The sequence below is a fragment of the Coxiella-like endosymbiont genome, from assembly GCF_002871095.1.
Classification (GTDB): domain Bacteria; phylum Pseudomonadota; class Gammaproteobacteria; order Coxiellales; family Coxiellaceae; genus Coxiella.
In genome coordinates, this window is sequence record NZ_NSHJ01000083.1 from 1 (window position 1) to 14,742 (window position 14,742).

The window sequence follows — 14,742 nt, forward strand, 5'->3', positions numbered from 1 at the left end:
CGACTTGCCCCCCCCCATCACCCCCTTCCCGACCCATATCGATTATCCAATCAGCTACTTTGATAACATCGAGATTATGTTCGATGATGACAATAGTATTACCATCATCGCGGAGTCGGTAAAGCACTTCCAATAAATTTACAATATCATGAAAATGCAGTCCAGTTGTGGGCTCATCTAATAAATATAACGTACGACCAGTTGCTCGTTTTGATAATTCACGTGACAATTTAATTCGTTGTGCTTCCCCACCTGATAAAGTTGTTGCACTTTGTCCTAAAGTAGTATAAGAAATACCCACATCTATCAGTGTTTGTAATTTTCGTTCAAGCACAGGGATTGCACCAAAAAATTCACGTGCCTCTTCAACCGTCATTTGCAGCACATCATAAATATTTTTTTGTTTATACTCGATCTCTAAAGTTTCACGGTTATATCGTTTTCCTTTGCAAACATCACAAACAACATAAATATCAGCTAAAAAATGCATTTCCACTTTAATAACACCATCGCCTTCACAGGCTTCGCAACGACCACCTTTTACATTGAAACTAAATCGGCCTGGCGAATAGCCTCGTGCACGTGCTTCTTGTGTACCTGAAAATAATTCGCGAATCGGTGTAAAAACACCCGTATAAGTTGCCGGATTCGATCGTGGCGTTCGACCAATAGGGCTTTGATCGATCTCTACAATTTTATCTAAATATTCTAACCCTTTTATTGATTTATAGGGACCCATAGGTCGTTGCGTACCACCATTTAATCGTGAAACAATAATAGAATAAAGTGTATCGCTAATGAGGCTTGATTTTCCTGAACCTGACACTCCTGTTACACAAGTCATAAGACCAATTGGAATATTAACATTCACATTTTTTAAATTATTACAGGTGGCACCTTTTAACGAAATAAACTGTCCCATATTTGATCTACGTTTTTTTGGAACTGGAATTCTACTTTTCCCTGATAAATAACGTCCCGTTAATGAACAGGGATTATTCATAATTTCAACAGGGGTACCTTGGGCAACAATCTTTCCTCCGTGAACCCCAGCGCCTGGTCCAATGTCAACAACATAATCCGCCGTACGAATAGCTTCTTCATCATGCTCCACTACAATAACCGAATTTCCCAAGTCACGTAGATGTTTTAATGTATCTAATAATCGTTGATTATCTCGTTGGTGTAAGCCAATCGACGGTTCATCTAAAATATACATTACGCCTACTAATCCAGAACCAATTTGACTTGCTAATCGGATACGTTGTGCTTCCCCACCTGATAGAGTTTCTGCGCTTCGGGCTAAATTTAAATAATTGAGGCCAACGTTTACTAAAAATCCAAGCCGAACATTAACTTCTTTTAATATTTTTTCTGCAATCGTTCCCCGGTACCCTTCTAACTTTAGCGATTGAAAAAATTGGAGGGTCTCACCAACGGACATCGCCGTAATTTCAGGAAGATTTTTATTGTTTATAAAAACATGTTGCGCTTCTGTTCGTAAACGAGTTCCTCCACAGGATTCACATTCATGCACACTTAAATACTTCGCTAATTCTTCTTGTACCGCCTGTGATTCTGTTTCTCGATATCGGCATTCCATGATAGGTATGACACCTTCAAAAGCATATTTCCGTCTAATCTCTTTACCTTCATGCGAAGGAAGGTAAAAAGTAATGATTTCATTCCCACTTCCATACAATAATTTATTTTTAATTGATTTTGGCAATTGGTAATAAGGAGTATCCATATCAAAACCATAGTGATCGGCTAAGGAAGTCAGCAATTGATGATAATATAAATTACGACGATCCCATCCACGAATAGCACCATCAGCAAGACTAATTTTTTTGTTGTGAATTACCTTTTCATGATCAAAATATTGCTTAACACCTAATCCATCACACGTTGGACACGCGCCCATAGGGTTATTAAAAGAAAATAATCTCGGTTCTAATTCTTCTAAACTATAACCACAGTCAGGACAGGCATAACGAGAGGAAAAAGTACGCTCTTCAATTTGTTGATTATTTAAAGGAGCTACTATAGCTAACCCCTCCGATAAACGTATCGCAGTTTCGAAAGATTCTGCTAAACGTTGTTGTACATCTGGTCGGACTTTAACACGATCAATTACTACTTCAATAGTATGCTTTTTACGCAAACTTAATTTGGGCACTTTATCTAAAGTCACCAATTCACCATCAATTCGCACCCGAATGAATCCTTGGGTTCTAAATTGCTCAATAAGCTGGATATGCTCACCCTTACGCTCTCGAACAACAGGAGCTAATATCATGATAGGTGTTCCTTCTGGTATTGCTAAAACCGCATCTACCATCTGGCTTATGGTTTGTGCTTGCAAAGGATGATGATGCTTTGGACAACAAGGCTGACCAACCCGAGCATATAACAATCGTAAATAATCATAAATTTCTGTAATTGTACCTACAGTAGAACGGGGATTATGTGAGGCCGCTTTTTGTTCGATGGCAATTGCCGGGGAAAGTCCTTCAATCACATCTACCTCCGGTTTTTCCATCATTGATAAAAATTGACGGGCGTAAGCTGATAATGACTCAACATATCGTCGTTGACCCTCTGCATAAAGAGTATCAAACGCCAGAGAAGACTTTCCTGACCCCGAAAGACCCGTAATGACAATTAATTGATTTCGCGGCAGGTCAAGATCAATATTTTTTAGATTATGTGTCCGAACACCGCGTAACTGGATATGGCTCATAAGACCAGTATTATACAATAGTATCCGCGATAAGCGAAACCTATGCCAAGCAATGAAGCCCTTCTTTATAGAAGACATACAAATTTGTTAAATTCTATGATGAACACTGATCATTAACGCAATCTATCATTACTAGGATATGTGTTAAAGCTTGTTCCCCCTTCAATAAAGCGGGCAATGCTTTTTATAAGCACAAAAGCTATATAGCTCCAATAAAACTGATTGATACTGGAGAAGGGGAAAGAAAATAAAGACAGAAGAGGAAGAGAAGGGTATAATAGAAGGTTAGTATTTACATACTAATAGCTTTGTAAACTAATGTTAGATGGTGTATATAACACTGTGTGTTGAGGATCATAAAAAGTAGCTTCCTCTGTGCCAACCCTGTAATCTCCTTGTTAAAGGGAAATGAATTAGAATATACACTATGATCAAAATTAAGCATATTATATGATCAAAATTAAGCATATTATTTTAATGTATTTATCCCTTGAAAAGGGATACTTTAAATCTTAAAAAGATGAAGAAATAGGATAACCTAGAGATTACAAAAAAATCAGTAAAAACTGTATCTAAATAATACTAAAACTAGAAAAAATCAAACATTGATTATATAATCATCACAAAAAACATCACAAAAAAATTTAATTTTATTTAAACATAATAGAGGGATGTTTAAAACATATCCCTAAATAGTTTATCTTGGATTTAAAACTAAGAATCTTAAAATCTTAAGAGAACTACCACTGCTTCTTTTAACTTGGCCACTAAACTAACTTAAGAATAAAATATGGCAAACAATATATATAGATACTCATAATGCTTTCCAGACACAGTAGAAATGCTGTTCTATAATTTATGGGAGTATCATCAATATCAGAAACTTAAAAACTCAATATGATAGACTGAAAAATTATTCTTATCACAAATCAAGACATTGTCGAAAAAATAAGTAAAATTATTGTTAAGGAGCAGCGCTTCACTTTATTTTAATGAAGTATTCCTAATTGAAAGGCTGGAATAATCTCACCACCCAAGTCTACTTTCCTGCTTAGTATCCAGAAACAGTCAGTAAACTCATTTTAATTACTACTAAGAAATTACTACTAAGAAAAGTAAAAAGGACTAGAAAGATATCAACTTTACGTAATAGACCTTAATACAAATAAAAAATAACTAACTTAAAATACTAAAAAATACTATTTGATCAAATGAAACCTAACCTTATACCCTCTGCATAAAATGGAGAAACTATTCTTAAATGGTTCCTAAATTCAAAAAATCACATCCTCTCAGTTGATACTTCCCCAAAGAAAATTAATTAATCAAAAACTACTAACATCTACAGTCCCAATATTCATTTAATTTTATTAAACATTCAACATTCCAAATTAATGATTCATAGGCATCAAAGTATCTATGTTCCATAAAACAATATGGTAATTCTAAAAAATAAAATATCTAGAACTATTTTGATGATGATCGAAGATGGCAAATATTTATCATCAATTGAAAGAATATAAACTATTTTTTTAGTATATAGTATACTGATTCAATTGTGTGTTTAGGGGGGGATATTTTTTGGATAAATAGATTATTATTATCTTAATAAAGCAATAATGACTAATTATCGATTAAATTAATAATTATATCTCTTATTATAATAATTTTTATCATGATATAATAACATTGATCATGTTCGAACAATTAACGTTTCTTAAATTTAGAGGTCTTTTTATATTTAGATTTAATATTCAGTATGGAAGACCTTACCTATCCAAGAAGAAACGGGAAATTATAGTTTCAAAAGTCGAAGAAAATATAGCTTTACGCTTTTTTATTCTCATGTATAATTTACTGCGTAACAGGAAACACACATCGGTCGAGTACTCATTCCTCTTTTGAGAGGAACAATCATAAACTTACTTAGGAGTAATATAACAGTGCAGCAAGTATACTTCCAACGCCGAGCAATATAGGTTATCAAGCTCCTCGTTTAAAGGTACAATAAGATTTTTTAAAACTACGCATCTTTATTTTTTTATATGTATACGAAAGTACAAACTACAGTAACTTCCTTAGCCGCTATTATGGCTTTTCGGATGCTTGGATTATTTATGCTCCTCCCAGTATTTTCTCTTTATACCAACCAAATACCTTTTGCTACACCAGCCCTTATTGGGATAGCAATTGGTATCTATGGACTTCTACAAGCATGTTTTCAAATCCCCTTTGGGATTCTCTCTGATCATATTGGGCGTAAGCCTGTTATCACTGCAGGCCTAATATTGCTCGGAGTTGGAAGTATACTTGCTGCCCTATCGCATTCCATTTATGGTATTATCATTGGTCGAGCTCTTCAGGGTGCCGGGGCAATTGGGAGTACTATTCTGGCCATGATCGCTGATGTGACTCATGATGAAGACCGCAGTAAAGCTATGGTACTAGTGGGAATAGTAATTGGATTTTCGTTTGCTATCGCCCTTATTATTGGCTCGATCATTAACCCATGGTTTCACATTAGAGGCATCTTTTGGACGACCGTAATTTTTGCAATGGTAGGAATTATTCTTCTCCATACTATAGTGCTAACTCCCCCTCAACCACTACTCCTCCATCATGAAGTACAATCCGAGTTAGAGTATTTTAAAAACGTCATCCGCAGTAATTCCCTTTTACGCTTGGATTTTGGTATCTTTGCTCTTCATTGTATTTTAACAGCAATGTTTATTAGTATTCCTATCATTATAAGCCGGATAATTAATCTTACCCAATATGAGCAAGTATTTCTTTATCTCATTATATTATTATTTACTTTTATAATAGCCATACCCCTGATTATTATTTCTGAAAAAAAACGTCAACTTAAGTGGTTTTTTATTAGTGCTATCATTCTTCTAATAGTTTGTCAATTTTTATTAATAGCTTTTCACCGCTCAATCATTGAAATTGGAATCATCTTATTTCTTTTTTTCAGTGCTTTTACTTTATTAGAAGCCACCCTCCCCTCATTAATTTCAAAGATTGCCCCGATTCGTCAAAAAGGCACAGCCCTTGGAATTTATTCTTCTGCCCAATTTTTTGGTATTTTCTTGGGTGGCAGCTTAGGAGGATGGATTTTAGGTCACTTCCAGTGGATAGGTGTATTTATTTTTTGCGCCATTATTGGGTTACTATGGTTAGTACTAGCAATGACCATGCAAAATCCCCCTTATTTTTCTACAGTTATCATAAAACTAGATGATTATTTAAAACAAAATCTTTCCTCTTTGAAAGAAAATCTCCATATCATTCCTGGTATTTCTGAAGCAGAAATCTTGACTCATGAAAATTTAATTTATCTTAAAATTGATAAAAAAATAATTACCGAAGAGGAATTGCGAAAACGAATTAGAGAGAGTAACCTAAACGTAACTAGGAACTATTAAAGTCAGTCGAGATTGGCTGTATTTAAGATTTAAAAACTTAGGAGACTTTTGTAATGGCTAGAGGTGTAAATAAAGTTATTCTAATTGGAAATTTAGGTCAAGACCCTGAAGTGCGTTATACGCCTAACGGTAACGCTGTTGCGAATGTAACATTAGCTACAAGCACAACCTGGCGTGATAAACAAACTGGTGAATTGCAAGAACGTACAGAATGGCATCGAATTGCATTTTTTAATCGTTTAGCTGAAATTGTGGGGGAATACTTACGTAAAGGTTCAAAAGTGTATATAGAAGGGAGTTTACGGACACGTAAATGGCAAGATAAAAAAAATGGTGCCGATCGCTATACTACTGAAATTATTGCAAATGAAATGCACATGCTAGATAACCGCAGTGGTAGTAACTACTATGAAAATCAAGAAAGGAGTGCTTACAAACCAACTAATGTGGTAGAAAATCAACCTACTACCGCATTATCTAATCAGGATAGTTCTTACCCCCCTGATCTAGAAGATGATATTCCTTTCTAAATAGGAAAAACAACCTTTTATTTTAAAAAATTAATTTAGCGTAGGCTTTTGCTCCTCCTTGAGCAGTTTAATACATTCAACTCTCGGCTCATCTGGTATAAAACAAGCCAAATTTGAATCTTTATATGCAAAATTGGTGAAGCCACCTCCACTCCAATATATAGTGTTGGTTTTCTTGCTCTCAGTTTACTTAGTTTCAGGGAGATGATTAAACTTTAAGTATAAATGATTATTAGAAGAAATTTTTCTTTACCCTGTTATTGCGGACGATAATACGCTTTATAGAAAATAATACATTCAATTTTTTTAAAACTCTTCTATATATATTGAGCTCACCCATAAGTCTATCTTAAAGATAAAGCGCTCTATCCTTAAAGATAAAGCGCTCTATCTTTGCGAAAAATAGTATACAGAAAGTTAGAAATATAGTTGTAGAAAAAAGGAGGAACAAATTTTATTTCATTAATTATGACACGCCCTAATGCTATTTAAACTTTAAGGTTTTGAGAAAGCCTGCAAGAGATACCGCGCGCGCCGCGCAACCACGAGCTTCGTTTAAAAAACGAAGATATGTGCTTTTTTATTGAATTTCCTCTCAAATTACCGCTTGAATTAATTTAAAAAATAGCTAATTTAGCTTCCTCTTAATTAATTAAAACGGTTACGTTATCAATTAATTTTATAATATATTTTTTTGACTTAAACGTACTGTTATTGTAGCAATCTAAAAAAACAGTAGCGATAATTAAAAAATAGAGATAACTCATTAATCATCGGCGAGTTAACTATTTAAAGATCGTAAAACGATTATTAGCACTCCTGATTGACTTAAACTCTCAGGAAATAAAGTATAGGATACGAATTTCTGTCGATTCTAATGAATATTTCGTATTTCTACTAAATTAGAATCTATATCTAAGCATTTTAAATCGATATATTAGTTTTTTTAGAAGGAATAGCAACATTGATATCCACATCTTTATCATAATCAATACAGCTTAAACCAAACCCAAATAATTTATAAAAATCTTTACGATATCCCACAATATCAGAAATTTGTTCGACATTTTCGCTTTTAATTAATTGCCATAATTTTTTCACTTCAGCTTGAACGTCATTACGCATTTCCCATCGTCTATGCGAATACGACCTTCTTCATCCCTGAGATCACTACTATGATATAAATGTTTACTAAATAACCGCCACATCTGCTGGATACAGCCTTCGTGCAAATTTTTTTCCTTCATAACTTTATAAAGCAATGAAATGTAAAGAGGGACCACCGGTATAGCAGCACTGGCTTGCGTCACCAAAGCTTTATTCACAGAAATAATGGCTTCTCCTTCTAGTTTCGATTTTAAAAGAAAATTTAATTTTTTACCTGTTTTTTCTAAATGAAGTTTTGCTCTTCCAATGGTGCCATTACGATAAATCATATGTGTTATTTCAGGGCCAATATACGTAAAAGCAACCGTTTTAATTCCTTTTGCTAAACAATTATTTTCTAATAAAGCACTTATCCACAAAGCCCAATCATCACCACCCATAACTGCTTCTGTATCGTAGATTTCTTTTTCAGTCGCAGGCTCAAGAATCACTTCGCTTACCTCACCCGTCATAATATTCACTGTTTTATTTCGATAGGACTGCCCAATAGGTTTCAATACAGACTTAAAAATTTCGTGAGTATTCGGGTGAATACGGTATGAAGAGGCAATACTATAAATAATTAAATCAACCTCACTTTGCCAATCTTGTTGAATTAACTCAATGGTTTTTTGTTTTATTTCGTCTGAAAACGCATCACCATTAATGCTTTTAGCATATAATGCTATTGCGTGGGCAGCCTTTTCAAAGGCTGCTATATTATACCATCCTGGAGAAGCGGTTCGTTTTTCAGTAGCCGATTTTTCAAAAAAAACACCGATCGTTTTAGCACTTGCACCAAAAGCAGCTACAATGCGACTTGCTAAACCAAAACCGGTAGAAGCACCAATAATTAAAACTTTTTTGGGGGCATTAGAAAGATGCGTTTGTTTTTTTACATAATCAATCCATTTTCTTACACGTTCTTCACACCCCGTTGGATGAGCGGTTGTACAAATAAAACCACGAATTTTGGGAACGACAATCATAAAGCTTCCCCTTTTATATTTTTATCTCAGTCTTGGATAAGACTGTAACATGATTTTTAGATAATTTAGAGTGAATATTTTAATAAAATCCTGTATTTAAAGCTACACTAAAAACTTCTAGTAAGCTTCTGGGCTCACTTTATTTTCTTAAGTAAATAAAATTAAAATTTAATAAATTGTAATTAAATGAGATACTTTATCTACGTTATTTCTTAATTATAAGCATCCTCTATTATTATTTAATCCAATGAATCTTTATTCGAAGCTTAATAAGCTATGAATCACTTTATATTCCCCCAATATCCCCAATCATGCTTAGTTAGCTCAAAAGTTCAATCAAGCTTTTCTTCAGCAACTCCAGCACAAATATAAATAAGCAATATTTATAGATAAAAGATTGTAAATATCTTTAAAGCAACTTAATGCTTTTAGAGATTTTAATTCTCTTCACCTTTTATTTATTGTATTGTTTTATGTCAGTGAAGAAGGGTTAACAAAGTATATCGCATCCTAAACTAAGTAGGAAAAATGTAAAAAAGAAAGAATTATTTTTTATTAGTAGCTCTTTGAAGAAAAAATTAAGTTATACAGCTATTTTAGAGCTGTTATCTACATTGATTAATAAAAATCATCTACAGAAAAACAAAAATGGTTAGACGACGAGTATACGAAGGTCATTATGTAGCATGGCTTTATTTATGAAGGGAGATAATTCTGTCATTCTAGCAATGACATAACAGCTATCAAAAAATTAGGAAGAATTTTTACAGCATTTATTTTAATAAATGATATTTTAGACAAATTACTTAATGAACGATATTACGATAATTTAGCAAAAGATTTACACTTCTCTAGAGGCAAGAAACGAATATAAAGCTTAAAAATAATAAATAATTTAGACATATGTCCTGTGCAAATAAAACTACTTATATAGTTTTTTATGAATTGCCTATTTGGAATTATAAGCATTTATTTGATAAAATAATCGTGTCAACGATGGTATTGTCCTCATAACAACACATGCTATTTTATCTTTTGATAAAGAATTTTATATTATTGAAAATAGACGATACAAAAAGACAACCAATATAAAAAAACAGTGACTAACTAGGTCGAGGATTTTTACGCATACAATTCCGTTTAATACTTACAAATAAACAAATAAAAAAACAAAGATTATTTTATATTTAAAAATATAAAAAAATTAGAGCATAAAATTAATGATATCATCATACAATACCTCATTAGGAATTTTCAACAACAAGCAGTGGATTAGTTTGGTGATTAAGAAGTGATTTATGGTACTTCTGTACAGATAAATACTTGCCTACAATTTTTAAGAATTTAATTCATAATACTGCAGGTAGTAACATTTTAAAAAATTATTATACCATAGGAACTTAGTTTTTTAAAATTTAATATCATAAGATCACTATCTATTTCATATAAAAAATTAAATGACTCGACCAGATTAAATTAGTTTATTTGGTTTTCAAACTGAATTCATTAACTTATTCTTTCTTGAGATAATTTTTAAGTTTATTTTTAATATATTTTTTATTATTAATATCATAAAATAATTTAAAAATCATTCATAAAAATCTTAATCTCAAGAAGCACTCTTTTTCTAAAAATAAATAAGGAACCTAACAAATATCATATATTCATTTATAGAATGATAAGGATCCCTTGTTAAATCTTCTAGCATAATTTTAGACTTTTTGAAGATCCTCTGATCAAGTATATTGGGAGCATTATTTCAAATAAAACAAATCAAAAAATTTAATTTAATCAATTTAAAAAAATTATAATTACCCCAAAAAACAGTTCTTAATCAGCGAGAACTCTTGAATTAATTCACAGCAAAACTCTTTTATTCATCTCATTTCTTTGATCGAACTAAGTCCTCAACATATTTAATTCTTTTTTCTGATATAATTGAAATCCTTGAAATCGATTTCAGCACTTAGTTTACAAGCTAATAATATTTTCCAGACCATATTAAAAGTATACCTAGAACGAGAAATTAGAAAAAGCACTATATATTTTTGATTGGCTTCTTCAATACTCTCTGTCCGTGTAGTCCTTATGCGTTAACGTTAAGTAAGATTAACAAACATACTCTCTGAAGTGAAACGCAATATATGATTCTTACAATCATATCCCATAAAACACTATTTTTAATTCACGAGGTCAAATCTGCTTAAGTACATCCTTGAGCAGAGATAATCAAAAACAATTAAATTTTTTATATATTTTAATTATTAAAAAACATACAATAACATAGCCTAATATTCATTTAATCATCTTTAGCGCTTATAATCTCTCTTCCAGAGATTGTTTCTAATTTAGCGTACTTAACTCTTTTAAATTAAAATATATTAATGGAGACTTTCTTTTTATAAAGGTTATGTACTCGCTTTCGTGTGATACCATATTACTCTCCTCTTATTTATGAAGGATTTTTCAAGTAGAAAGTAAATTAAAAGGATTTATGAAATTTAAATTATATTATATCAGAAAAAGTCGCTATCAATGTAAAATATACTCTAAGACTCTTTTTAAGATTTTATAATAAGACAAATATTTTAATTTTTTATTGTATTATTCTAATCTACTGGTTCTCTAGTGGTTCAAGTAAATTCAAGAGTCCTGGTTAGTAACCTCAATTTACCAAAGTTAAATTTTCAAACATTCCTCGTTAACACCAGATAAATTATTATCTATACTTAAAAAAAGACTTAGGATTACCACTATTTATATTACTACAAGAAACTAACCTGAGGCTAACTGATTTGGGTTGTACTAAGATACAAATTAGAAACTCATTATTAGAATAATATACTGATTTCAGTATTTTCTAATCTTGAATAATATTATCTGGATACGATATGTTTCTTCAACGACTCAAAAACAAATTTGAGTAATTATTAGCTACTCTTTTCATTAGAAAATGATACAAAAAATATTTTATTAGATCTTATTAGATATAACTGACGCACTTTTAAATAAACTAATAATTATTAAAACAATTATGTTCAGCACTAATTTGACTCAATTTTAATACGAAAGTTCTTCTGATTTTTTTAAAAAAACGCGAGAAACTATGTTTATTAAGCTAGCGCTTTCAAATAATTAAAGATTGATATGCATGAAAACGAATAATACACTGTTATACTTATCAATAAGTAATAATAAAAATACTTTGGAGGTTTTTAACTTCTAGAAAGAAAGATTTAAATAAAGACAAAGGACGAAAATAAGAAAATTGTGTAAAGCACATATTTTATAGCAATCATGAGATAAAAAATTATCTTATTAATAAATATAATAATCAGTGGAGAGACACGTGATATCATCTATAATAAAATCTTTATATTCTTGCATTACCACTCTACCCACGGCACTACAGCTCACATCATAATAAGAAATCTACTCTCTTAATTTTTCAAAGACTTATTTGGTAATTTAAAATGGCTATACTAAAAATAGTTGGAAAACTAATGGAATTCAAGATTACTAATAACAACTAAAGAGCATATTGTTATTAGATTTTTTGTTAAAAACACTAGATCATAAAAATTAATTAGTAATTTTACAGGTGTACCTAACCCATTTTAAGCGAACTCATTTTTAGTTCATACATATACAGACTAAACAGACCAATCATTACTCCCACAATCAACTTGAAAGATAAAGTGTTGCTTGAGTGAATATCCTCAGCACCAACAGGATAGCAATTTAAGAGTAAATTTAAAAAGTTTACAACTAAATTACCCATGAAGAGGCATCTGTATAAAAAAAAGATCTTGATCTTTCCCAACATAAAAGAAAAATAGTCTATAATTAGAAAATTAATACTTTTCGTTCCATTAATTTGGCAATTATATTCAGTGTTGAATTAAAGTTGAATCGACTAAAAAATAGAGTAACTAATATATCCTTACCTTAGAAGGAATTATATAAAGGATATCTAAACCTATCGAAGCAACAAGACCCTAAAAAAATACAGAGGGATCTATTACATAATAGCTTAAAGAACTTTTATACATTATAAGCTAAGGTCACATGAACCTTGACTATGATCTTTTTATCTTTCCCAATATAATATTGTCATTTAAAAAATAATTAGGCAAAACTTAAAAAACAAGCACCTTTATAAAATAAAATAAATCATTCAAACAAACAAAAAACTTTATATAAGTAAAAATAGTGTGCTAGCTAAAATAAAAATAGAATACGCGAAAGTAATAATCAATAGAGATAAAATCATTCTGTTATAAAGCAATACTCCTATAAGAACAAATATTATAAATAATAACTAAAAGCTAAACTGCACTAGCATAACCTAACCATATAACTTAAATGGAGTTTTTATTGAAGTACTACAGATGAATTCTTATTAAATAAGGCAATAAAAATTTCAAAATAAAAAATAACAATCTTTTTACTCTAAATAAAACAGGTTAAATGTAAATTTTCACCTCCTCATTGAGAATGAGGAAAGGAAGTTTAGGAGTTAGATTTTTTCTGAGATTCTTGCTACTTCTACTCTATCAACTAATTCAATAATTCCCATAAGCGCATTATCTCCAGACCGGAAACCACATTTTAATACGCGGCAATAACCACCTGTACGGTCTTTATGCCGTGGTGCAATTTCTTTGAAAAGCTTAGCTACAATTTCATCGTCACGTAGACGATTAAAAGCTAGACGGCGATTAGCCACAGTGTCTTCTTTTGCTACAGTTATTAAGGGCTCTACTATCCTTCGTAATTCTTTCGCTTTCGCTAAGGTAGTTTTAATAATTTCATGTTTGAATAATGAACGCGCCATATTTTGCATCATGGCTTTGCAATGGGCACTAGGACGATTGAAATGTCTACCACTTTTACGATGATACATCTCTGTTACTTCTCCTCCGATAAATTTTCAGGAGGCCATCCTTCGATATACATACCTAAAGTTAATCCTTTTTGTGCAAGTACACTTTTAATTTCTAACAAAGACTTTCTACCTAAATTCGGTGTCTTTAACAAATCATTTTCAGAACGTTGTACTAAATCACCGAGGTAATAAATACTTTCTGCTTTCAAGCAATTAGCTGCTCGAACGGTTAATTCCAAGTCATCGATAGAACGGAAGAATAAAGGATCAATTTTATCCTCTTTTCCACTGGTAGATCGATATTCTTCATGCTTCAAATCGACAAACGCAGCTAATTGGTGTTGAAAAATAGTTGCTGCAAAACGAATGGCTCCCTCAGGATTAAGCGTACCATTAGTTTCAAGGTTAATAATCAATTTATCTAGGTCAGTTCGCTTTTCTACTCGTGTATTTTCTACAGAATAAGAAACACGTCGTACCGGACTATATGAAGCATCTAGTAGTAATACACCCGCTGAGCGAATTTCTTTTTTTTCGGCACGCACACTAGCAGGTTCATAACCTCGACCCATTGCTGCTTTCAAGGTCATATGAATCTTACCATCTTTAGTAAGATGTGCAATGATATGATCAGGATTGACGATTTTAATACCATGATCAATTTCAAAATCTCCTGCTGTCAATACGGCTGGACCTTTTTTATTTAGAATTAAAGTAGCTTCATTACGTCCTTCTAATTTAATAGCAACTCCTTTTAAATTTAATATAATACTTACTACGTCTTCACGTACACCCTCGAGAGAACTATATTCATGTAAAACACCTTCTATCTGAGCTTCAACAATAGCAGCTCCAGGCATGGAAGATAATAAAATTCGTCTCAAAGAATTTCCTAAAGTGTGCCCAAATCCACGCTCTAATGGTTCTAGCACGATACGACAATGATTAGGCGATATTGGATAAACCTGAATATTTTTTGGTGTTAAAAAGGATTTTAAAAAATCTTGCATATCTGGCC

At 31.7% G+C, this 14,742-nt stretch carries 7 protein-coding genes; 2 read left to right on the top strand and 5 right to left on the bottom strand.

Annotated features, from left to right (window positions below; all coding sequences use genetic code 11):
* The coding region (uvrA, locus tag CLERM_RS00995) for an excinuclease ABC subunit UvrA (RefSeq protein ID WP_102156791.1) at nucleotides 1-2,743 on the bottom strand (2,743 nt) is incomplete at its 3' end.
* Between the two features lie 2,045 nt (nucleotides 2,744-4,788).
* On the opposite strand from uvrA, the gene CLERM_RS01000 reads away from it, so the two are divergent.
* Together CLERM_RS01000 and ssb are read left to right on the top strand one after the other, a co-directional pair.
* Nucleotides 4,789-6,171, top strand: a complete 1,383-nt coding sequence (locus tag CLERM_RS01000; RefSeq protein ID WP_102156749.1) for an MFS transporter — start codon at nucleotides 4,789-4,791, stop codon at nucleotides 6,169-6,171.
* A gap of 53 nt (nucleotides 6,172-6,224) precedes the next feature.
* Nucleotides 6,225-6,701 carry a single-stranded DNA-binding protein gene (gene ssb / locus CLERM_RS01005; RefSeq protein WP_102156750.1) on the top strand — a complete coding sequence of 159 codons (477 nt, stop codon included), beginning with the start codon at nucleotides 6,225-6,227 and terminating at the stop codon, nucleotides 6,699-6,701.
* A 924-nt stretch (nucleotides 6,702-7,625) separates the two neighbouring features.
* On the opposite strand, the gene CLERM_RS04110 is transcribed toward ssb, so the two are convergent.
* From CLERM_RS04110 to CLERM_RS01020, 4 genes are all read right to left on the bottom strand, one after another.
* A complete protein-coding gene (locus CLERM_RS04110; protein WP_275094195.1) occupies nucleotides 7,626-7,826 on the bottom strand; it encodes a hypothetical protein in 201 nt (66 codons plus the stop codon).
* Nucleotides 7,799-8,836, bottom strand: coding sequence for an enoyl-ACP reductase FabV (fabV, locus tag CLERM_RS01010; RefSeq protein WP_275094196.1), 1,038 nt, complete (start codon nucleotides 8,834-8,836; stop codon nucleotides 7,799-7,801). Before fabV ends, CLERM_RS04110 begins: the two co-directional genes overlap by 28 nt.
* A 4,519-nt stretch (nucleotides 8,837-13,355) precedes the next feature.
* Complete coding sequence (rplQ, locus tag CLERM_RS01015; protein WP_102156751.1) at nucleotides 13,356-13,742, bottom strand: 50S ribosomal protein L17; 387 nt, start codon at nucleotides 13,740-13,742, stop codon at nucleotides 13,356-13,358.
* Between the two features lie 5 nt (nucleotides 13,743-13,747).
* A complete protein-coding gene (locus CLERM_RS01020) occupies nucleotides 13,748-14,734 on the bottom strand; it encodes a DNA-directed RNA polymerase subunit alpha (protein ID WP_102156752.1) in 987 nt (328 codons plus the stop codon).
* Nucleotides 14,735-14,742: the final 8 nt, after the last annotated feature.